This is a genomic window from Selenomonas sp. (assembly GCF_057272215.1).
On the sequence record NZ_DBHIUY010000002.1, the window covers coordinates 1 to 22,077 of the forward strand.

Annotated in this window: 15 protein-coding genes; all 15 read right to left on the bottom strand. The window is 59.3% G+C overall.

Features of this window, described 5'->3' with window-relative positions:
- Positions 1 to 287 precede the first annotated feature (287 nt).
- On the bottom strand, positions 288 to 1,646 hold the full coding sequence (fliB, locus tag ACO5Z0_RS01925; RefSeq protein ID WP_485648984.1) for a flagellin lysine-N-methylase: 1,359 nt from the start codon (positions 1,644 to 1,646) through the stop codon (positions 288 to 290).
- On the bottom strand, positions 1,643 to 2,731 hold the full coding sequence (gene rfbG, locus ACO5Z0_RS01930) for a CDP-glucose 4,6-dehydratase (protein WP_485649169.1): 1,089 nt from the start codon (positions 2,729 to 2,731) through the stop codon (positions 1,643 to 1,645). Before rfbG ends, fliB begins: the two co-directional genes overlap by 4 nt.
- Positions 2,732 to 2,753: 22 nt before the next feature.
- Positions 2,754 to 3,428, bottom strand: a complete 675-nt coding sequence (locus tag ACO5Z0_RS01935) for a glycosyltransferase family protein (RefSeq protein WP_485648985.1) — start codon at positions 3,426 to 3,428, stop codon at positions 2,754 to 2,756.
- Complete coding sequence (locus tag ACO5Z0_RS01940) at positions 3,425 to 4,234, bottom strand: hypothetical protein (protein WP_485648986.1); 810 nt, start codon at positions 4,232 to 4,234, stop codon at positions 3,425 to 3,427. Before ACO5Z0_RS01940 ends, ACO5Z0_RS01935 begins: the two co-directional genes overlap by 4 nt.
- Before the next feature lie 73 nt (positions 4,235 to 4,307).
- Positions 4,308 to 5,609, bottom strand: coding sequence for a glycosyltransferase family 9 protein (locus ACO5Z0_RS01945; RefSeq protein ID WP_485648987.1), 1,302 nt, complete (start codon positions 5,607 to 5,609; stop codon positions 4,308 to 4,310).
- 14 nt (positions 5,610 to 5,623) lie between these two features.
- The gene (rfbH, locus tag ACO5Z0_RS01950) at positions 5,624 to 6,964 is read right to left on the bottom strand and encodes a lipopolysaccharide biosynthesis protein RfbH (protein WP_485648988.1); all 1,341 of its coding nucleotides are present in this window, start codon (positions 6,962 to 6,964) and stop codon (positions 5,624 to 5,626) included.
- A gap of 4 nt (positions 6,965 to 6,968) precedes the next feature.
- The gene (locus ACO5Z0_RS01955) at positions 6,969 to 8,492 is read right to left on the bottom strand and encodes a glycosyltransferase (RefSeq protein ID WP_485648989.1); all 1,524 of its coding nucleotides are present in this window, start codon (positions 8,490 to 8,492) and stop codon (positions 6,969 to 6,971) included.
- Positions 8,493 to 8,511: 19 nt separating this feature from the next.
- Positions 8,512 to 10,659: a sulfatase-like hydrolase/transferase gene (locus ACO5Z0_RS01960; RefSeq protein ID WP_485648990.1), complete on the bottom strand. Its 2,148-nt coding sequence runs from the start codon at positions 10,657 to 10,659 to the stop codon at positions 8,512 to 8,514.
- Entirely contained in the window at positions 10,656 to 12,836 is a 2,181-nt protein-coding gene (locus ACO5Z0_RS01965; protein ID WP_485649170.1) for a sulfatase-like hydrolase/transferase, read from the bottom strand. The genes ACO5Z0_RS01960 and ACO5Z0_RS01965 overlap by 4 nt, the downstream gene beginning before the upstream one ends.
- 26 nt (positions 12,837 to 12,862) lie before the next feature.
- Complete coding sequence (locus ACO5Z0_RS01970; RefSeq protein WP_485648991.1) at positions 12,863 to 15,025, bottom strand: sulfatase-like hydrolase/transferase; 2,163 nt, start codon at positions 15,023 to 15,025, stop codon at positions 12,863 to 12,865.
- Positions 15,019 to 17,091 (bottom strand): sulfatase-like hydrolase/transferase, encoded by a 2,073-nt coding sequence (locus tag ACO5Z0_RS01975; protein ID WP_485648992.1) that lies wholly within the window; start codon positions 17,089 to 17,091, stop codon positions 15,019 to 15,021. Before ACO5Z0_RS01975 ends, ACO5Z0_RS01970 begins: the two co-directional genes overlap by 7 nt.
- A gap of 58 nt (positions 17,092 to 17,149) precedes the next feature.
- Entirely contained in the window at positions 17,150 to 18,451 is a 1,302-nt protein-coding gene (aepX, locus tag ACO5Z0_RS01980; protein ID WP_485648993.1) for a phosphoenolpyruvate mutase, read from the bottom strand.
- Positions 18,448 to 19,173: an NTP transferase domain-containing protein gene (locus ACO5Z0_RS01985; protein WP_485648994.1), complete on the bottom strand. Its 726-nt coding sequence runs from the start codon at positions 19,171 to 19,173 to the stop codon at positions 18,448 to 18,450. The genes aepX and ACO5Z0_RS01985 overlap by 4 nt, the downstream gene beginning before the upstream one ends.
- Positions 19,098 to 20,972, bottom strand: a complete 1,875-nt coding sequence (locus ACO5Z0_RS01990) for a glycosyltransferase family 2 protein (RefSeq protein WP_485648995.1) — start codon at positions 20,970 to 20,972, stop codon at positions 19,098 to 19,100. Before ACO5Z0_RS01990 ends, ACO5Z0_RS01985 begins: the two co-directional genes overlap by 76 nt.
- Before the next feature lie 183 nt (positions 20,973 to 21,155).
- On the bottom strand, positions 21,156 to 22,034 hold the full coding sequence (locus tag ACO5Z0_RS01995; RefSeq protein ID WP_485648996.1) for a CDC27 family protein: 879 nt from the start codon (positions 22,032 to 22,034) through the stop codon (positions 21,156 to 21,158).
- Positions 22,035 to 22,077: the final 43 nt, after the last annotated feature.

Here is a 22,077-nt window from a genome sequence, read left to right on the forward strand (position 1 = left end):
CAATATAGCCGTCCATGCACACGTTGAAAAATGTGTCATCCATCAGACACAAACGATCGATGTACGCTTTACTGAGCCGTCCAAGAGCCAAGTCCGAAGGACGCAGGCGATTGGGCAACGGCTCGTATGCGAAAACGTCCCAAGAATGCAAGCGCGAAGCGCGCCGCATGATTGGCTGACGTTGACCGCCGCTGCTCGTCCATTCGCATCACCTCTCTGCCGAACGCGCACGTTAAAATTCTGCTTCTTACCTCGATTATATGCAGTGCTTCTCGCTTTGTCAAATGTCATGAAACCCCGTCAAGTATACGAAGCAGGCGGTCTTCAGGAAGGAAGCGGGCGATCGCGTCTGCCAGTGCGTCGATGAAGCCTTCGAAGTGGTTTGTGCGCACGGCGAGCCATGCGACGGCGGCGAGGATGCTTTTTTGAAGCGGCGCGTCTTGTCCGGCGCTCTCCCAAGCAGCCGGCGCATACGGGGCGCTTTCAGTCAACACGGCATCGGCAAGCAGGATGAATTCGAGCATCTTGTAAAGCACGACGAATACTTCATAATTTGCCAAGAGGCTCGTGCCGCCCGTCAAGGGGTATCGCCCGAGCAAAAATTCGTTGACGAGCCAGTTTTCCAAGACATGCGCCTGCTTGGCAAGGATGCGCTTCTTATAGCGTCTGCGCCGTTTTGACAATGCGTCGATCGCCTCTTTTGCAAAAGACGCAGCGGTTTCCTGCGTTTTTCCTGCAGCTTCTTCACCGAAGGCGGCGCGGATCATCGCCAGGTATGCCGTCGTTTCGGGCAGATCGTCCTCGGTCGCCTGCGCCAGGGCGGGGAATAGGTGCAGGAAAAAGTGCATATACTGCGCCGCATCGAAGGGATTCGCAGCGAGAAGATCCTGCGCTTGTCCTGCCGCAGCTTCGGCGATTGCCACTGCATCTTTCGCCAAGGCTTTTGCCGCTCCTTGCTCGACGTACGCTTCGGCGCGTGCAAGCAGCAGCCCGAGCGCCGCGAGCCGTGCATCGAGTGGAAGTCGGCGCTCCTTTAAGAGCGCGATGCCTGCGATCTGTAAAGCGCGGAAGGATTCTGCCGACAGCGGTGCGCCGAGCGGCGTGTCGTCTACATAGGCGGGGCGCGGCGCAGCGATCTCGATCCACTCAAGCGCCATCGGCTCTTCGACAAACAAGACTTCTTCCGCTGCCACGGGACAGCTCAGACACAGGGCGCGGTCGAGCGTCTCGCCGATACGGTGCATCTTGCGCGGATACTCGGCGCAGACGTCGGAGATCGCGCCGACGCCGAAGCGGCGATGCAAGGAGCAAAGCCCGTCCGCACGCAAAAAAACGCAGCGTTCGTTCTCGTGGCGCATGATCCAGCCGCCCGTCGCTTCGCTGCGTTCCAGCCCTCTTTTCAATTCCTGCAAAAGCTCCGGCTTTTCTTCATAGCGCGCCAATGTCGCCGCATCGAGCGCAACGCCCCACTTCGCACGGCAGCAGAGCGAGCCGCAGCGTCTGCCGTCGCAGGCGAAACGGTGCATGTAGACGGGCTGCAGGCACATGCGCGGCGCGGCGGCAGGCACGTCGATGACGGGCGCCGCGCCGCCGCTTCCCGCGCACAGAGCCGCACGTTTCGCCGCATCTTCCCATGCTTGTTTCACGCTTCCGCCTCCTTGAAGTAGGCGGCGATCTGCGCCGTCATCCGCGCACCGACGTCCTCGCCCGCCTGCCATGCTTTTGCCCACGCGACGGTGTGCGCGACAGCCTCTTCGATATGCCAGCGCGGCTGCCAGCCGAGACGCGCCTTGATGCGCGAGGAATCGAGCTTCAAGAAGCCCGCTTCATGCGGTGCGCCGCCTTCTTTCTCGGCACGCCACGACGCGCCCTCGCCCCATGTGCGGCAAAAAAGCGCGGCAAGTTCGCCCGTCGTCACGCAGTCGGCATCTTCCGGCCCGACGTTGTAGCTTCCGGCAAGCGCGGCGTCATGCCACTGCACATGCGCGATGCGAAGGTAGGCGGACAAGGGCTCCAATACGTGCTGATAGGGGCGCGTCGAGGCAGGATTTCTAAGGACGACGGCGCGTCCTTCGCTCGCCGCGCGGATGCAGTCGGGCACGATGCGCTCGGGCGAGAAGTCGCCGCCGCCGATGACGTTGCCCGCGCGCGCCGTCGAGATGCGCACGCCGCCGTCCGCGAAGAAGCTCTGGCGGTAGCTCGCCGTCACGAGTTCCGCACAGCTCTTGCTGTTCGAGTACGGGTCGAAGCCCATGAGCCGCTCGTCCTCACGATAGCCCCACACCCATTCCTTATTTTCATAAACCTTGTCCGTCGTCACGTTGAGAACGGAGATAACCGTATCGCTCTTTCTGACGCACTCTAAGATGTGCGCCGTGCCCATGACGTTCACGGCATACGTCTCGACGGGCGTGCGGTAGCTCTCGCGCACGAGCGGCTGCGCGGCGAGATGCAGCACAATCTCGGGCCGCGTCTCGCGAAACGCACGCTCCAGCGCGGCGAGATCGCGCACATCGCCCGCAATCGAGCGCATCTCCGCAGCAAGGCGCAGCTTCTCAAAGAGAAGCGCTCCCTCCGCTGTCGGCGAAGCAAGCGAAAAGCCTGTAAGATGCGCCCCCGCGCCGAGCAGAATACGCGAAAGCCATATTCCCTTGAATCCCGTATGCCCCGTGACAAACACGCGCTTGCCGCGATAAAAGGCGAGATCATCCTGCCGCGTCATTCTTTTCATCAACGCTCATCCCTCCGTCACATCACAATTCTCTGCCGTACTCGGCAACAAAGATCTGCCGCGTCTTTTCCCATGCGTCATCGAGACGCTTGCAGCCTGTCTCGTGGATGCACGGCGGCTTTTCAAAATACGGTATCATGAGGCGCAGACCTCGCCGCCGATACTCCATCGACGCCGAAAGGTCATAAAAATGCCAGCCGGCAAACAGATCTTCGCGCCACGGCACATCCGTCTGCGTCGCCAGAAAGATCCCGTCGAGCGCATCCACTTCAATGCCTGCTTGAGGCACAGGACGCTTCTGCATCAATTCCATCGCTTCCGGATGGCGAACATGCCAAAGAGAGCCGTAGCACTCTTTCGATTCCCACCATACGCCGTCCGCCGGTATATGACGGCAGCCCGCCAGACCGATGAGTCCAACCGCGGGATTCGCACGAAAAACCTCCACCATGCGGCGAAGAATGCTTTTTTCCGTCAGCAAGATATCCTGATGCATATACACTTTATAAAGCGCCGAAGATGCGCGGCGCGCCGCCTCGTATCCCGCCGCCATCGAGGGTGCGCCGCGTACGGGTACGACTTCCGCCGAAAATCCCTGCGGCATATCCAAGTGACGCAGATAGCGCACACACTCGGCGTACATCTCCTCGTCGTTTACACAGGAAATAAAGGCGATCTTCTTCGCGTCCTCGTTCATCCGAACAGCCCCTCTTTCTTCAGTCGGTCAAAGAGCGCCGCCGCATCCGCCGCGACGCTTCGGACAAAGGCTTCCAAATACTTGCCGTCCATACCGCTTCGGATAAGCAGCTGCCGCAGCGCCTCGACGGTCGCCATCTCTTCGACACCGTTCTCCAGGCGATGCAAAAGACGCGCCAAAAGACGGCGTTCCTCTTCCGTATAGCGCGCCTTGAGACGCACGATGTGCAGGGGGATCACCGTCAGACGAAGGATCCACCAAGAGACTTCCAGAGCTCTTTGCTCGTTTCCCACGCCGCATTCTCCGAGCAGTCGGAGCAGCTCCGGCTCGCCTTCCTCTAGGAGCATACGCGCGGTGAGACCTTCATAATGGGCAAGTTTCGCAAGGCGCACGATCTCCTCAAAAGAGAACAGCCGTCCCTGCCCCTTCAGCAGAGGATTTGCGCCGTAGCGCAATTCTCCCGCAAAATGCGACTGAAAAACACTCCAATGGCAGGGATTGCGAAAAGGTACGAGGACACTGCCATCGGCTGTGAGAAAGGTTTGCAGAAATTCCAGCAGACATTCCGGCTCAGACAGTTCTTCGATGCCGGGCGCAAGCACGATCATGGAAAAACGCTCCCGCCAAGTCTCCGGCATCTCCTGTTTCTTCCCTGCCGTTTCGAACGCGACGTCCGCAAAATCCTTACGAAACCGCTCTTCCCACGGCATCGTCATGCCAAAGAGCAGGGCGTCTTGGGAAGTCCGCTCTTGGAAGAACTTCGCCATTTCTGTATAAACGGCTTCATTGAAAGGTATATCCAACATCGTATCGCCTCCACGTCCGCTTATTTCGGCGTCCCTGAACCATTACACGGTTCGGCGCCGCGCCGTATGATCGTCACATCCCTTCCTCAAAGACGCAGATCGGCGCACGACTGCCCTTCTTCACCTGCTGCTGCAGCAAATGATACGCGTCCAGCACCGTACGCGGCTCGATTGCGGCGATGCAGTGCGCTTCATCCATGTGTTTACAGCCGTAGGGGTCTCGCGGCTCCGTCCTGCAGTCCGCCAATGCCCGTGCGGGCTGCACAATGACCGATGCCGTCCGGTAGGGGTAGTGACATGTGAGAACCGCTTTTTCATCGAGCGGCAAATCGGCGCCATAGCAGCAGATCTCCAGCACGGGCAGCCCAATGACCGCCGCCATGTGCATCAGGCTCGTATCGTTGCCGATATACGCCGAGCAAAGCGTGACGGCAGAAGCCGTCTCACGAAAGTCAAGCGCGCCCGCAAGCACCAGCGCGTGCGCCGCGCCGAGCATACGCGCCGCCTCTGCCGCCTCCGCCGCATCATCCTTGCCGCCTAAGAGCAGAAAAAACGCCGTCGGCTCCTCCGCCAACAAGAGTCGAAGGAATGCGCCATAAGCGGATGGAGGCCAATGTTTGCGCCGCGTGCTGCCGCCCAGCCCTATGGCGAAGAACTTGCGCTGCACGAGCGGCGCGCCAAGCCGCGCGATCTTTTCGCGCACACCTGCGATGTCCTCTTTCGTCAGCCAAAGTTCCAGCGAGCGATCTGCCACAGGCGCACCAAGGAGCTGATCGAGCTGATCGAAACAGCGCTCAACCATGTGCAGCGGGCGCATCGGCTCTTTCAAGGGGCGCGTCAAAAGCGCGGCGCAGTCCCCGCGCGAAAGCCCGCCCTCGGAGAAAGCGCCCGGATGACCGATGCGTTCCTTCGCGCCCGTCATGTAGGCGAGCAAATAGGCGCTCGGATAATGACCGAATACAAAGGCGAGGTCGAAGCGCTGCCGCAGGAGGTGCTCCGCCGCATAGTCGGTATGCGCCGAAAAAAGCTCCGGCAGAGGGCGCAGCACGGGCAAATGTTCGTTGCCGAGCAGGAAGTCGATGTACGGACACTGTTCGGCGAGCTTAAAGGCGGGCGGGAAGATGACGAGGGTGACAGCCGCCTGCGGATAGAGACGGCGAATTTCTCGCAAAACGCCGGAAAAGCAGATGAAATCGCCGACTCCTGCATCCATGATGACAAGAATTTCTGTTTTCTCGCCAACGGTGCGCGGCGTGCGATATCCGGCCTCCGCAAAAGCAGGCTCCATCACTTGCATAAATTCCTGCGCCGGAAACGGCGCCTGCATAAAAAGGGATGCGCCGAAGGTACGAAACGCTGCGAGAATGTTCTCCATAAAGCGCCCTCCTCTTACATCTTCACGGCTTCTTGCAGAACCTCCGCCATATAGTCGAGCTGCGCCTCCGTCATGCCCGGGTAGACGCCGAGCCAGAAGGTGTCGTTCATGATGCGGTCGGTCTCCGTAAGCTCGCCGACGATGCGGTAGCCGCTTCGGGCTTCGCGCAGGGAATCAAAGCACGGATGCTTGACGAGGTTGCCCGCGAAAAGCATCCGCGTCTGTATGCCATGCGCTTCCAAGGCGCGAACGATCGGCTCTCTTTCGACTCCCTCGCGGCAGGTCAGAAGGAAGCCAAACCAGCTCGGTTCACTGTGCGGACACGGCTCGGGCAGGATCAGCTTATCTGTGACGCTGCAAAGCGCCGCTTTGAGATGCGCGAAGTTGCGCCGCCGCTTTTCGATGAAGGATGGCAGCTTTTTGAGCTGCGCACAGCCGACTGCCGCCTGCATATCCGTGACCTTGAGGTTGTAGCCGAAGTGTGAGTAAACGTACTTGTGGTCATAGCCTTTCGGCAGTTCGCCGTACTGTCCGTCGAAGCGATGACCGCAGAAGCCGTCCTCTCCCGGCGGGCATACGCAGTCGCGCCCCCAGTCGCGCAGCGAACGCAGGATGCGAAAAAGCAGCGGATCGCGCGTGTAGACAGCGCCGCCCTCGCCCATCGTCATGTGGTGCGGCGGGTAAAAGCTCGACGTGCCGATGTCGCCGATCGTGCCCGTACAGCGCTGCTCGCCGTCGAGCGCATAGCGAGAGCCGAGCGCGTCGCAGTTGTCCTCGATGAGCCACAGCCCGTGCCGCTCACAGAAATCCTTGACTGTCCGCAGGTCAAAGGGGTTGCCGAGCGTATGCGCGAGCATGACGGCGCGGGTCTTGGGCGACAGGGCTTCTTCAAGCCGCGTGACGTCGATGTTGTACTGCGGAATCGTCACATCGACAAAGACGGGAACGGCGCCGTACTGCAAGATCGGCGCAACCGTCGTCGGGAAACCTGCCGCAACCGTGATGATCTCATCGCCCGGACGCACGGCGCGATCGCCCAGAAGCGGCGAGGTCAACGCCATAAAGGCGAGGAGATTCGCCGCAGAACCCGAGTTCACCGCGAGCGCATGGCGCGTGCCGAGGAAAGAGGCAAGCCCTTTCTCGAACGCTGCGGCATAGCGTCCCGCCGTCAGCCAAAACTCCAAAGCACTGTCCGTCAGAGCTTCGATTTCCTCGTGGTCGTAGACGCGCCCGGCGTAGGGAATGCGCCCGCCGCGCTGCCACGGGGCGGGTCTATGATACTCGTCCGCGTACTCACGCACGAGTGCGATGATCTTATCGTGAAGCTCCTGCCTTTTCTTTTCTCTTTCTTTCATCTCGTCATCTCCCTCGGGCGCGCAGAACCGTCTCAATAAGTTCCGCCTGCTCAAACAACTTCTTGCGCCGCATACCGCTTTCCTCCGACGCACGCGCACGCAGAAGCTTCGCCCATTCCCGCGCACACGCGATGTGAACGGCAGGGTCGTTGCTCGACTGATCCGCATGTTTGCGGAAGTAACTCAGCGTGTCGACGATATAGATGAGATCTCCCTTCTTCAATAGCCGCATCCAGCACTCGACATCGAGCAGCGCCGTCGGCGGCTCTTCGCTCAGGACCTCACGCACCGTCTCCTTTGCCGCACGCGGCAAGAGCACGGTCGTGAACTCGCCGATAAAGTTCGCCTGCTTTTCCAAGAGTCCGTTGATCGCCATCTCGCCCGGAATGCGCGACGTCTCTTCGACAGGCAGGGGATCGACGGCGGGGTCGGCGACGATGGCGCCTGTCTCGTCGATGGAGCGGCGGTGCGAGGTCACGAAAGCGATGCCGTCCTCCATACTGAACACGTCTGCCATGCGCTCGATCTTCTCGGGCGCATAGAGGTCATCGTCGAAGAGATAGGCGAAGTATTCGCCGCGTGCTCTTTCGAGCGGCGCCAGCCAGTTCTTCAAAGGCGGAAGCCCTGCATCGTGCGTGTAGTGAATGCGCTCGTCCGCCGCATACTCCTTCATCAGCTCCGCCGTGCGGTCATCGCCGCTGTTGTCGCTGACGATGATCTCGATGTGGCGATACGTCTGCGCGCGTGCGCTCTCAAGTGCGCAGCGGAAAAGCTCCGGCCGCTCATGCGTCGGAATGAGGATGCTCACGAGCGGCAGCGCCTCCGTCGCATACTCTGCAAGGAAAGCCTGCCTTCCTGCCTCATCGGCAGGAAAACTGTCGCCCAGAAACTCCACGAGCGGCTCGTCGCACCGCAGTACAGCCGAACGCAGCCCGCGGCGGCGAAACTCCAAGCACTGCGCAGCATCGAAGAATGCCGCCCCGCGGAAGAGATCCTCGCGCCACGGCACATCCGTCTGCGTCGCCATGAGGAAGCCGTCGACGGCGAGCACGTCCTCCGCTTCACCGAGCACCATGCCCCAGGATACTGTGCGCCCCTCCGCAGCAAGCCGCAGGGAGCCGATGCGCCGCGTGGAGTGAAACGCGATGCCGTCGGGCGGCAGAAGCTTCGTGCCGGAGATGCCGAGGATGCCGAGATCGGCGTGCTTTTCAAAGAGGTCGATGATGCGCACCAAAAGGCGCGGCTCCAAGATGCGCACGCGCTCGTCGAGATAGACCTTATACTTCGCCGCGCTCGCTTCCATCGCCTGCCCGTAAGCCGCCGCCATGCCCGCCTTGCCCTCGACCTCGACAAGCTCCATCGTGAAGCCTGCGGGCTGCTCTAAAAGGCGCAGCGACATCAAAAGTTCTGCGGGAAGAGCCGCGCCTTGACGCGCGACAATGACGGCGATCTTCTTCGCATCCTGCATGACGTGCAGCGGCTCTGTTTCCTGCATCTCTTGTCCCTGCTCTCTCTTTTCCTTATTCATCCATGCACGCTCCGTCCTTTCATTCGCTCAGACCGTACCACGACTTTCGCAGCGCACGCTTTTCCTTCCAAACCTCGCCGCGCGTATCAAACGACGCCGTATGCGCTCGCGCAATCGCCAAAAAATGCGCCAAAAGCGCCGCATCTTCCACTTCCTGCGACATGTCCGTGCGCGAGAAAATCTGCATCTTCGGCTCACGCAGATCGACGCCGCCGTCCTCGTCGACCGCCTCTCGCGATTCGAGCCGAAACTCATGCTCCGCCGTGCGAATGCAGAGTTTATACGTCTGTCCGGGGAAGATCGAATTGCTGATGACATGATCGCGCTCCCTGCCGCCCAGAGCTTTCGGCAAATTGCCGTCGAGATGCGCGGGAGCGGCAAAACCCGCAAGACTTGCCGTCGCCGGATAGATGTCGAGCGCACTCGTCAGCTCCTCGACAAGCCCAAGCTGCGGCACACCCGCACCGCGCAGCAGCCATGCCGCCCCCGTCTGCGCCGCACCCATGAGATACAGCGGTGCATCGACGAGCACGGCGGAGCCGTGGTCGGAGTAAAACTGTACGATGTACTCGTCCTCGCCATAATTCTCTTCGATATACGAAAAAAGCATACCAAGGCTCTCATCGACCATCGCCATATTCTCACGCGCCGCCGCCGCAAAGAGCGGCACATGCGGCAAATAGACGCTCGGCGTAGCGGCGTCCGCCCCTTCGACGGCATCGGCAAGCGCCGCGCCCGTCTGCACGGGAAGCGGCATCTGCACCGAGCGCGAAGGCCACGGATGCATGTCCATGACGTGCAGGAATATGAACTGATCGCAGGCAGAAAACGCCTTGAGACTGTCCACCGTCCGCCGCACACCTTCGGCGGCGGACAGATCCCATGCGTTGACGATCAGACGATCATGTCCGCGCGTCGCGCCGTTGTAGATGCCGTTGCCGTCTCCCATCACATTCGAGCAATAGTAACCGAGATCCTTCATTTGCTCCGAGATCGTGATATAGCGGCAGTCAAGCGTGTTCATGCAGTTCTCGTTGAAGGACTGTATGCGATGGAGATGGCAGCCCGTCTCGATCGTCGCCATCGAGGGGTATGTATACTCCGCAATCGAAAAATGATTGTCGAAGATCAGCCCTTTGAGGAAGAACCGCATGAGATTCGGCATCAAAGAGTAGCCGTGCCGCTTCATCGCCGTCCATGAAAAACCGTCGGCGAGGATGTGCAGCACGAGTTTTTTGCGTTTCGGACTGTGCCCCAAAGGAATGGGCTTGCCCGCGAGGAACGGCTGCGCAGATGAAATCTGCGTCTTTTCACGGATGCGGCAGAAGCTCGTCGCCCACTTGCCCAGAAATACGCGGCCCTTTTCCAAACCTTCCCCCGAGAAATAGACCTCTTGGCTCGCCTCCGTGCCGACGAGCGGCACGAAAACTTCGCCTTCCTCTTCCACCGTGATGCTTTGCGGCACAAGGTACGCACGCAGGACGTCAAAAACGAAGTCTGCGCCGCCCATAGCGCAAAAACGCGGCTCCTTCCTGCACATCTCAAGCAAAAGCCCCTTGTTGTTCAGCCCGCCCCGCCCGATGTAAGCGCCGACCCAATAGCGGTAATCCGCCTGCGCGTCATCCAAGGTCGGCAAAAACTCGCCGGCAAAGACGCCGATCTCATCCGTCAGAGCATCATTCTCCATACGCGCCCGACTTTTTGCAAACGGCGCATATATAGGCTCCCCCATCGCGAGAGACAAAAGGTCGAGATATTCCTGCAAGCCTTCGCGCGGCAAATCGACATGAATCGGCAGGCGGTAAATATGGCTCGCGATCCCTTCGAAGATGATCTGCCTGCGCAGATCGCCGAAATGCTTATAGCACGCGATCAGGCTCTTCCAGATCTCGTAGTGGCATTTTTTCTTGCGATACGCCTGTTCGAGCGTATCAAGCGCCACCTCGAAATTCCCATGAGAAAGCGCATAGCGCGCATAGAAGATATCGAAGTTCTCCGACGCAGGAAAGAGCGCTCGATACTCGACGAGGAGCGCGAGAAAAGCATCATCGTGCGCCCCGCGCACATCTCTTTCCCACAACGCCGCAAAAAGTTCGCCGCCTCGTACACACTCTTCTTGATAGCGTCTTTCATCTGCAGAAATTTCCCGCATATCCCTTTTCGTCAAAGCTCTCCCTCTTTCCCCTTGCCGCCGAACCATAAGGGGCGCAGCGCACGCTTCTCCCGCCAGATCTCCCCACGCGTATCTATGCCGACTGTATGCGCACGCGCCAAAGCGAGGAACTTCCTCTGAAGCGCTTCGTCCTCCGCCAGCCGCCGCTCCCCGCCGCGCAAAAAGAGCTGCTGTACCTTCGGCTCTCGAAGATCCGTCGTGCCGTCCTCATCGACAGGCTCGCGCGACTCCATGCGAAACTCATGCGTATTCGTGCGAATGGCGAGCTTGTATGTCTGTCCCGGGAACAGCGAATTGCTGACGACGAACTCGCGCTCCCTGCCGCCCAGAGCTTTCGGCAAATTGCCGTCGAGATGCGCGGGCGCGTCAAAGCCCACGAGATGCGCCGCCGCCGGATAAATGTCGAGCGCACTCGTCAGCTCCTCGACAAGCCCAAGCTGCGGCACACCCGCACCGCGCAGCAGCCATGCCGCCCCCGTCTGATTCTCGCCGATATAGTCGAGGTCGTCGCTGAATACGGAGACGCCGTGATCCGAATACACCTGCACGATATACTCATCCTCCGCATAATTCGCTTCGATGTAATCGAACACGGCGCCGAGACTGCGATCAATGGAACGCATGTGTTCCAATACAGCTTCCGTATAGATCGGCACATGCGGCAGATTGACGCTGGCAACGCCCTCTGCCGCGCCCGCAAGCCGCTCGGCGAGAGGAAGCCCCACCTGCGCGGCGAAAGGCAGCTGGAAGTCTGCCGCAGATCCCGGATGAGCGTCCATCAGATGCAAAAAGATGAAGGGATCGCATTCGGAAAACGCCCGCATCGTCTGCACGGTTCTTTCTGCGCCCTGATAAGCCAAGCCGGCGTCGCCATGCACGATCAAGAGCCTTTCGTAGCCGCGTGTCACCTGCGGATAAACGCCCGTCGCATCGCCCATAGTGTTCACACAGTAATAGCCGAGATGCGCCATCTGCTCTGCAAGCGTGATATACTGCGGCGAAAGCTCTGCCATGCAGGTCGGATTGAACACCTGCGAGCGGTGCGCATAGACGCCCGTCTCGATCGTCGCCAGCGACGGAAAGGTGTACTCCGCCACCGAGTAATGATTGTTGAAGATGACGCCCTTGGAAAAAAAGCGCATGAGGTTCGGCATCGGCTCGAAATCGCGGCGCTTCATCTCGGGCCAGCAAAGGGCGTCGATGAGGATGTGCAGAACGAGCTTTTTGCGCTTGGGACTGTGCCCAAGGCGTATCGGCTTGCCCAAGATAAACGGCGCATCCGAAGCAATCTCCGTGCGCTCGTTCAAGCGAAAGAAGCTCGTGACCCACTTGCCGAGCGTCGCGCTGTCCTTTCCGACGGAACGGCTCTGAAATACGACCTTCTGCTTCGGCACGGTTCCCGCCAAAGGCACGACGATCTCCGACACTTTCGCCGCCGCGTCCGACGCAGCCGCAAACTCCGCCGGCTCGATGACAAAGGAGCCGCGAAGCTCCCGCGCCCGCAGGATGTCAAAGACGAAGGAATCATCCTCCGCCAAGGGGAACTCCGCCGTCTCTTTGATCCGCTCCAAGAGCATCGCCTTCGCGTGCAGCTTCCCCCGATCAACGAATACGCCGCTCCAATAGCGCCAACCGTCCGCAGGCTCCGCGAAGCTCGGCAAAAATTCGCCGAGAAACACGCCCGGCGGCGCTTCGACGCCGCCCGCGCCGAGCCGCGCGCGCCCAAGCACATAGGGCGCAAGATTCGGCAAGCCCATAGCAAGCGACAGGAGCGCCAAAGCGTCTTGCAGCTCCGCCCTTTCCATCGGCACATCGACGGGCACGCGATAAACACGGCTCGCGACGCCCTCGATCATCAAGAGCTTTCGCTTATCGCCGAGACGCTTATAGCACTCGATGAGCAGCTTCCAGACCTCGTAGCTGCACTTCTTCTTCTCATAAGCGCGTTCCGCCGCTTCAAGCGCCACCGTCACGCTGTCATGGGCAAGAGCATACTGCGCATAAAAGATGTCAAAGTTCTCAGATGCAGGAAAAAGCGCCTGATAATCGACGAGAGCGGCGAGAAATGCGTCGTCATAGATGCCGTGCGCACTCTTTTCCTGCAAGGCATGGAAAATAGCGCAGCCGCGATCGGCATTTTCCTGATACGCCGCTTCTTCGCCGGACATCATGCTTTCGACCTTTGCATTCACGCCTCTCATCCTTTCCGCGCATCGGGAAACCATGCGGCTCGCCGCGCTCTCTTCTCGGGCCAAATCTCGCCGCGTGAATCAAGCGACGCCGTATATGTACGCGCCAGCGCAAGAAACTCCTGCCGCAGCGCTTCGTCATGAATCTCCCGCCGCTTCTCGCCGCGCAGGAAAAGCTGCTGACGCGGCTGCCTGAGATCCATCGAGCCGTCCTCATCGACGATCTCATCGGAGCCAAAGTAGAACTCATGCGTCTTTGTACGGATCGCCATGTTGAACGGCTTCCCCGGGAAAAGCGTATAGGACAGCGCATGATCGCGCCCTGCGCCCCCAAAGGCTCGGGGCAGACTGCCGTCGAGATCGGCAGGCGGCGCAAAGCCCGCAAGACGCGCCGTCGTCGGGTAGATGTCGAGCACACTCGTCAGCTCCTCGACAAACCCCAGCTGCGGCACGCCCGCGCCGCGCAGCATCCATGCAGTGCCGGTCAAGACTTCACTGACATAGTCAATCGTATTGCCGAAAACTGCCGCCCCGTGATCGGAATAAAGCTGCACGACATACTCATCTTCTGCATAATTGGCTTCGATATAAGAAAAAAGCTCGCCCAAGCTGCGGTCAACGCGCCGCATACCTTCGATGACAGCTTCCTGATGAAACCTCGAATTCACGCGGTCAACGCTCGGCGTATCATCGTCCGTATCGTCCAGCCGGGCGGGGAGATCCAGCAAGACCTGCGTCTCAAGCGGCGCCTGCCACTTCGCAGTCGTGCTCGGATGCGTGTCCGCCACATGGAGGAAGATGAACTGATCGCACGCGGCAAACGCGCGCATCTGAGACAGCGCATATTGGACGCCGCGATATGCGTGAAGCCCGTCGCCGCTGGGCTTGGAAATCAAGCGATCATAGCCGCGCGTCACACCGTTGTAGACGCCGCTCGAATCCCCCCAGACATTCACGCAATAGTAGCCGAGGCGCTTCATCTGCTCGGAAAGCGTCAGGATGGTCGGCGCAATCTCTCCCATACAAGTGGAGTTGAAGGTCTGCGAGTGATGCGGATACAATCCCGTATCAATCGTCGCCAACGAAGGATATGTATACTCTGCAATCGAGAAGGTATCGTTGAAGATCAGACCCTTGGAAAAAAAGCGCATGAGGTTCGGCATCCGTGTGAAATCGCATTGCTTCATCGCGGGCCAGCAAAGAGCGTCGACGAGGATGTGCAGGAAGAGCTTCCTGCGCTTGGGGCTGTGTACCAAACGAATCGGCTCTCCCATCAGAAAAGGCGCCGACGACCTCAGCTCCGTCCGTTCGCTCAAGCGGAAAAAGCTGCAGACCCATTTGCCGAGATGCGTGGATTCTTCCCCGAGAGAATCGCTCTTGAAGAAGATCTCCTGCCCCGCTTCGGTTCCCGCCAAAGACACGACGACATCGTGTGCGCCGCCAAGATCGGCTGCATCCGCACGAACATCCAGCGTCGCCGCCCCAGTCACCTGCTTCTTTTTCACGACGTCGAAAACGATCTCTTCCGCTGCGGCGACAAGCGCGGGATCACGATTCAATGCCTCGAAGAGCGCCGCTTTCGAATCGAGCGTCGTCATGTCGACAAAGATGCCGCTCCAATAGCGATACTCCTCATGCGCTTCTCTGAGCGTGGGCAAAAATTCCCCGACAAACGCGCCGGGCAATGCCTGCAAACCGTTTTCGCCCATGCGTGCGCGTCCGATCGTATAGGGCGCATGGGTGGGCACCCCCATCGCAACGGATAATAGCGCGAGGGAATCTTCGAGCGTTTCCCGCGCAAGCGGCACCTCGATCGGCGTGCGGTAAACGCGGCTCGCGATGCCCTCGAAGATCAAGAGACTGCGCGTATCACCGAGCCGCCGATAGCATTCTATGAGAAGCATCCATATCTCGTAATGGTACTTCTTCTTGGCATACGCCGCCTGCGCGGCAGCGAGCGCCGCCTGTACATCGTCATGCGCCAGCGCATAGCGTGCATAGAAGATCAGAACATTTTCCGAAGCGGGAAAAAGCCGCCGATATTCTTGCAGCAAGGCAAGGTAGGTGTCGTCATAATGACCGTCTGCGCTTCGCTGAAGCAACGCCGTAAAAAAAGACCGTCCGGCTTCACTCTTCGCTTGATACAGTCTCTCCGCTCGGCTCTCTAGCATTCGCCGTCCTCCTCCCACTTCTCATGAAACGACGCCGTATGCTCACGCGCAAGGCGCAGGAAATCTTCCATGAGCGCGGCGTCAAAAACTTCGCGGTGCATCGCATCGCGCGTATAGATCTGCGCCGTAAACTGACTCATATCCACCGTGCCGTCGTGATGCGTCGGCCGCGCCGTTTCCAAGCGGAACTCATATTCTGCCGTTCGTATGCTGAGCTTATACGTCTGCTCAGGATAGATCGAGTTGCTGATGCAATAGCGTCGGCCTCTGCCGCCCAAGGCGCACGGCAAAGTCCCGTCGAGCTGCCCCGCAGGCGCAGAAAAGCCGACGGTTTTCTCCATGATAGGATAAATGTCGAGGCAGCTCGTAAGCTCCTCGACCAGCCCCAGCCGCGGCACGCCCGCGCCCCGCACCATGAGTGCCGCGCCGCACTGCTCCTCCGAAAAGTACCACGGATCGTCCGTATACGCAGGACTGCCGTGGTCGGAGTACGCATGAACGATGTATTCATCGGGCGCATAGTGCTCTTCGATATAGCGAAAGAGCTCGCCGAGCGCACGATCCATCGCTTCAATGTGGCTCGGATTGTCATAGAGATACACGTCGTTCTTGGGAAGCCGCACAGATACGCCGTCACCGTCCTCGATGAATCCCTGCATCTGCCACGGCAGCCGCACCTGCGACTTAAGCGAGAGCGGCACGTTCATGCTCGTCATCTGGTGCGGATCGCAGGTATGCAGCCAAACGTAGTTGTCACACTCGGCGAACGCCTCCAAATGCGCAATCGCCCGCTCCACACCCTCGTAGGCGGGATCCGCCAGGTACGGGTTGATGATGAGGCGATCGAAGCCGCGCGTCACGCCGTCGTAGACGCCGCGCCCGTCGCCCATGACGTTGACGCAGTAATAGCCGAGATCCTTCATCTGCTCAGACAATGTCCTTATGTCCTTGTCGATCTCGAACATCGGCTTGTCCCATACGACCTGAGAGCGGTGCATCATCATGCCCGTCTCAATCGTGCCAAGGGAGACAAAGGTATATTCCGGCACGGAATAATTGTTGTTGAAGATGATACCTTCGGAAAAGAAGCGCATGAGATTCGGTATATGACGAAAACCGCGCGCCTTCATCGCCTGCCACGAAAGACCGTCCAAGAGGAGATTCAAGACGAGCTTTTTGCGTCTCGGGCTATGCCCCAGAGGAATCGGCGCACCGAAGATGAAAGGCTTCGCCGAAGAAATCTTTGTCCGCTGATCAAAGCGCAGGAAACGGAACTCCGCGCGTCCGAGAAATATGCGCCCCGTCGCTGCACCGTCCGAAAGCGCAAGCGTCTGCTCCTTCTCCGTCGCCGCCACAGGGACGACACATGCGCCGTCCACCTCCACCGAGCCGTCCACGCGCTGCGCCTTCACGAGGTCGAACATCGCGCCGCTGTAATCATCCAGCGTCGCAGAACCGCCGCGCTTCATCGCATCGAGTGCATCGGCGCGTACATTGAAGAAGTCCACCGTATTGTAGGCGGCACAGTAATAGCGATAGGGCGCCGTCTCATCCGTCTCGCTCAGAAGGAACTGTCCCAGAGACGGCATCAAGAGCAGATCGGGCGCACCGTCCTCCGCTTTCACAATATCGAAGCGAAAGGGCGGCGCCTGCACCTGAAGCATACCGCGAAAAAACGCATCTTGCCAGCGCGTATCGGAAAAGATCGGAATCGACGCATCAAGGCGCATATTCTTTTGACAAAGCGCCTTAAAAAAGATCGCTTCTTCATCAAGCCCGAGCGCATCGTCGATCTCGAACAGGATCTGCCAGATCTTATGGCTGAGCTTTCGCCTCTTGTACGCCTCATGTGCGAGACGGTACGCTTCTTCCGTCTCGCCAAGCGCGAAAGCAAGACGCGCCGTAAAGTAAAAGACGGCAGCCTTGTTCTTTGTTGCTTTCTCATAGGCTTCAAGCTTCGTGCAGTATTCCTCTGTATAGGCGCCGGCGCGTACCGCATCTCTGAGCCAAAGGCAGAGCGCGTCCTCCTCGCGCGTATCCCAAATCTTATTTTCCTGCTCCTGCATGAACTGCCCCTTTTCTTTTCTTTTTTTCGCTTTCTGTCAAGACGGCTCCCATGCCAAATCAAACGTCGTCAATCAAGCGAATGATGTCCTTGAACGGCATGAGGTCTGCGTCCGCTTCGAGCGAGCGATGATGCTTCAAGATGGACGTCGCCGTGCGCTCCATCGCCGGAAATGCGCTGCGCGTCAGTTGGTTCGCGTAGATGACAATGTTCACGCCGTGCGCTGCAAGCTCCGCCTCCGTCACAGCGCTGTAGGACGTCGGCACAGCGACGAGCGGCACATGTGCATATTCTTTGCAGAACGCATCGGCAAAGGCAAAGACTTCATCCGGCTCCTTTCTGCGCGAGTGGATCATGATGCCGTCCGCACCCGCCGCCACATAAGCGGCGGCACGTTCCAAAGCATCCGCCAGACCCTTTTCAAGAATCAGGCTCTCAATACGCGCGATGATCATGAAGTCATCGGTGCGCTGTGCATCCTTGCCCGCTCGGATCTTCGCCGAAAAATGCTCGATCGTGTCCTGCTGCTGCTCGACTTCCGTACCGAAAAGCGAGTTCTTCTTCAGCCCGATCTTGTCTTCCAAAATCACAGCGGAGACCCCCATGCGCTCCAGCGTATGAACGTGGTAGACGAAATGCTCGGTAAGACCGCCCGTGTCGGCGTCGAGGATGATGGGCTTCGTCGTCACGTCCATGACATCGTCGATCGTGCGGATGCGCGACGACATATCGACAAGCTCAATGTCGGGCTTGCCCTTCGCCGTTGAGTCGCAGAGACTTGATATCCAAAGTGCATCGAACTGATCCAAGCCGCCCGCATGCTCGACGACGGTCTTTTCCGCCAACAGCCCCGTCAGCCCGTCATGCACCTCGATGGTCTTGACGATCGGCACGATCTCCAAGAGGCGGCGCAGGCGGCGGCGACGGAACTCCGGCATGACGAGCCGTTCCTTCATGCGCTCGTCGATCTTCTTGACGGCAGGATTCCATGTATAGGGAACCTCGATGAGCTCACCGCCCATTTTTTCGAGATTTTCCAGCACATTCCTGCGAATCGACGACATCGGACCACCGCGCCAGTTATCGCCATGCACGACGAAATCGGGCTTGAGCGATGCAATGACGCCGTCATACATGATGGCGTCCTGTACGATGACACGTTCGACTTCCGGCTCGGCTTCCAAAAGCGCGATGCGCTCCGCAAGCCCTATGGACGGAAAGCGATTGTAGCGCACCATCTCACGATCGGACAGCACGCCGGCGACGACGGTACCGTGCTTCTTCGCTTCACGCAGAATTCTCCTGTGCCCCTCATGAATCACGTCGGTGCAAAAGCAGGCGTAAGCAATCTTTTCTTTCATAACTTTCCCTTCTCCTCCACGGTGCGTCTCAGTGCAGCCAATTCCGCCAAGGTATCAATCTCTTGCACGTCGTCCTCACAGCACGCACGCACATACACGCAAAAATCGCCAATATCTGCGGAAAGAGCCGCCTCGTCCCAGTAGCGCGCCCGACCGCCCGGCGTTTCGTAAAGCCGCTTGAGCGATGCTCGGAGCTTCCTGCCGTCCTCCGGCGTCCAGTACGATATGCCAACCATCTTCCAGCAGTTCGCGCCGCCGACCGCCATGCGCCGGATGACGCCCGCCTCGTCCGGAAAGAAGCACCAGTCATCCGTCTTCGCGACGGGAATCGCCAGATAGTTCGTCGCCTGCTGCTCGCGGCAAAGAAGCGCCGGATTCTGCAAATAGAGATCGCCTTCGATGATGAAAGCATTCTCCACGAGATCGCCGGCGACGATCAGCGACGAGATATTGTTCGCCTCATGCCAGTGCGGATTGTCGATGAAGCGGATCTGCGGATAGCTCTCCTTGAGTACATCGAGCTTTTCGCCCAAGTAGCCGCGCACGACATAGATCTCGGGAATTCCCGCCGCTTGAAGAGCCGTAAGCAGCGTGTCGATAATGCGCCGCTCGCCGACACATGCCAGGGGCTTCGGCGTCTCATCCGTCAATGGGCGCAGCCGTTCGCCGCGCCCTGCGGCGAGGACGATGGCGCGCTCGGCGATATACGGTGCCTTGGGCATGATTCCAGCCTTCTTTCTTTGTCTGCGCTTTCCTCGGAAAGCGCCGCGAAAAGTTCCTCAAACACGCAGTGCGCACGCGCAAAATCTGCCCGCGCACGAACATTTCCGCGCGAGAAAATTTGCCGCGCCCGCACCGCCAAAGCCGCCCTTGCTTTCGAAAGATCGTGCGCGGCAATCTCCGCGCCGCACGAAAGAAGCAATGCCGCCCACTCTGCCGGATGCCAGAGGGCTTCCCCCTCGTCCGCTCTTTCATGCGCGAGCAGAGGAGTTTCAAAGACGCCCGCTCGAAAATCCGCGTCTTTTTGAAAGAGCAGAACAAACGCCGCCAGAGGAAAAAATCGCCCGCAAAAGAACGCCGGCTCCAGCCACGCACAGGCGTCGAGCACGCGGCGGCGCAGCAGAGCGCCCGAAAGCCCGCCCTCGGGATACCGCCCCTCCGAAAGCGCGAAAGCCCGATGCCATGCGCCTGCAGCTGCAACACAACGCGGCTGCCGCATCAAAAAGACGAAGCGTTCGGCTGCGCCATCCTCCGTAACGAGCGCTTTCTCAGAATCGGCAAGCACGAAAGCAAGCTCATCGTCAAGTTCCAGCGTCGTCACCATCTGCATGATCTTCTCGGGAAAAAGATGGTCGCCGGGCAAAAGCCACTGGACGTATTCGCCATGCACGGCTCGGGAAAGGCTCTCACCCCAGTCGGAGAAAAGGGCGGAAACCATCCGATGCGGCTGAGAGAGCGCGTCGATCGCTTCCTGCAGCCGCTCCGCCTCCCCCGTGCAGTCAAGCGCAATGATTTCCATATACGGATAGACCTGCGCTGCGGCGTTTGCGAGCGCGCGCCGCCAAAGCGAAAAATCACCGAAATACGGCACGATGATGCTCACGAGCTTACGCCGCGCACGCACGCGCTCTTCGGCGAAATCCTGCGCCAACTGCTCGGAGAGCCGCATCAAGCTTTGCAGCGGAGAAAACGCCGCGCCCTTCGTATAGCGAAGCTCCGCCTGCGCTTTCGGCAGGATCAAGCCCTGCACCGCCTCGCTCTCTTCGGCAGACAGCGCAACAGGCGGCGTCCCGCCCGCAAACACCGTATCAAAGTGCTCCTTCCAGTAGCTGCAGCGCGCCGTATGCAGCGAATACTTCGCCGCATTGCCGATCCAGCCGTTCAGCGCCTTGACCGCCGTATGCAGTGCGCCGCGCCATTGGAAATGCGCGAAGTGCAGGAAGCTGATCTCCAAGGCGGGCGCAGGCACGCGCTTTTCCCCTTCCACACGATAGAGATAATGCGTACCCTGCGCCAGAAGCGGATAGACGCGCGCAGCGTCTCGCCCAATGATCGCTTTCTGTATCGGCTCGTGCCGCTTCTTCCTGCGCAGAGGACGCGCGAGCAGAAATGTCCCGCCGTCCTTTTCCGGCTCTTCCAGCTCATACATCCAATGCCATGCGTAGAAAGTCACATCCGTACGCAGCCGCGAAAGCACCGCGCGGCAAGGCTTCGCTGCATCCTCCGTGACGAGAAACTCATCGGCGTCAACCGGCACGACGATATCAGCGCCATGTGCGTCAAAGGCTCGGTGCATCAGTCTCGTCATGATCTCCTCATGGCAAAGCTCCGCCGTCTCGCAGCGCTCAACGGCGACGGGCAGCCCCTCCGCTGCAAGTGCGTGCAGGATGTCCGCCGTACCGTCGCCCGTCGCATGATCGACCACAAGCATCTCGTCCGCATACGTCAAGGTATGGCGCACGAAGCTCTCGACGATGTCAGCGCTGTCCGCGACCAAAGATACCGCGATGATCTTGTTCATACCATTCTCCTGCCTTCCGATGAATGATTTTGCCGCCTGCTTATGGAAATCCCCAAGGCAGCCGCAGCCGTCAAAAAAGCCGGGCATCTCCCTCGCCCGGCTTTTTCAGAAGCGCAAAGAAATCGTCGCCATTGCCATTCGAAAAGCATCGGGAAGCGCACCGCCTTCGCAGAAGCAGCAACTTCAGCCGCGTATCATCGACAAAAGTCCGAAGTCGGGCGTCTTCATCTGCGCGGCAAGCGAAAGAGCCGCATCGCGCTCACCGAGAGCTGCGAGCGTATATCCTACATTGCGCAGCGTCATCTCATCATGCGCATCGAGAGTGAGCGCCTGCTTCAGCAAATGCTTTGCTGCAGGGAACGACCCTGCCAGATAGAAGCCGCCCGCGAAGGAATTGAAAAGACGCACCTTCTCCACAAGCGCGACATCTTTTGCCAGAATCTCCTGCGTCAAACGCAGAGCCTGCGCCTCATCATCTGCGACGCCGGACGGCGCGGGCTGCTGTGCAAACTGCGCCGACGGCAAAGGCTGCGACGCAACGCGCTGCACTTGCGGAGCCAAGGGGCGAAAAGCATCCTGCTGCGCCATCCCGGCGCCAACCATCTGCAAAAAGCGGGCGATGGCAGGATAGCCCGCACGGATCTCATCTTCCTTCGCCGCGCGATAGCGGCCGAGCGCCTCACGGAGATCCGAGCGCTCCTCAGCGGACAGCGACGCTTCATAGTTTTTCAGAACAAACTCAAAGATGGCAAGCCCGTCCGTCGTGCGTCCTTCCAAGAGGCATACGCGCGCGAGCAGGATGCGCGCCTTAACATGCGTCGGCGCCAAGCGCAGCGTGTTATCCAGCCATTCGATCGCACGCTCATAGTCTCTGGTCATAAAGTAGCTGTACGCTGCATCATAAAAAGCATCGGCGTCCTGTATGCCCTGCTGAATCATCGCCGCCACAACACCGAGCGCCGCACCGTACTTCTCCGCCTGCATCCGCACAGCAAGCTCACGCTTCATTTCAGCCGCCGACATCGGCAGTCCCTGCTGCATCTTCTGGTTCCAATTTAACAAGATCTATTCCTCCTAAACTTCTTTTGCGTTCATTATATCATAC

Bases quoted from the DNA above. Each gene is read 5' to 3' on its own strand.
- rfbG (WP_485649169.1), bottom strand. From the start codon at position 2,731: ATGAAAAGAATGACGCGGCAGGATGATCTCGCCTTTTATCGCGGCAAG.
- aepX (WP_485648993.1), bottom strand. From the start codon at position 18,451: ATGAAAGAAAAGATTGCTTACGCCTGCTTTTGCACCGACGTGATTCAT.
- ACO5Z0_RS01970 (WP_485648991.1), bottom strand. From the start codon at position 15,025: ATGCTAGAGAGCCGAGCGGAGAGACTGTATCAAGCGAAGAGTGAAGCC.
- ACO5Z0_RS01945 (WP_485648987.1), bottom strand. From the start codon at position 5,609: ATGGAGAACATTCTCGCAGCGTTTCGTACCTTCGGCGCATCCCTTTTT.
- ACO5Z0_RS01940 (WP_485648986.1), bottom strand. From the start codon at position 4,234: ATGTTGGATATACCTTTCAATGAAGCCGTTTATACAGAAATGGCGAAG.
- rfbH (WP_485648988.1), bottom strand. From the start codon at position 6,964: ATGAAAGAAAGAGAAAAGAAAAGGCAGGAGCTTCACGATAAGATCATC.
- ACO5Z0_RS01965 (WP_485649170.1), bottom strand. From the start codon at position 12,836: ATGATGTCCGGCGAAGAAGCGGCGTATCAGGAAAATGCCGATCGCGGC.
- ACO5Z0_RS01955 (WP_485648989.1), bottom strand. From the start codon at position 8,492: ATGAATAAGGAAAAGAGAGAGCAGGGACAAGAGATGCAGGAAACAGAG.
- ACO5Z0_RS01990 (WP_485648995.1), bottom strand. From the start codon at position 20,972: ATGAACAAGATCATCGCGGTATCTTTGGTCGCGGACAGCGCTGACATC.
- ACO5Z0_RS01985 (WP_485648994.1), bottom strand. From the start codon at position 19,173: ATGCCCAAGGCACCGTATATCGCCGAGCGCGCCATCGTCCTCGCCGCA.
- ACO5Z0_RS01935 (WP_485648985.1), bottom strand. From the start codon at position 3,428: ATGAACGAGGACGCGAAGAAGATCGCCTTTATTTCCTGTGTAAACGAC.
- ACO5Z0_RS01975 (WP_485648992.1), bottom strand. From the start codon at position 17,091: ATGCAGGAGCAGGAAAATAAGATTTGGGATACGCGCGAGGAGGACGCG.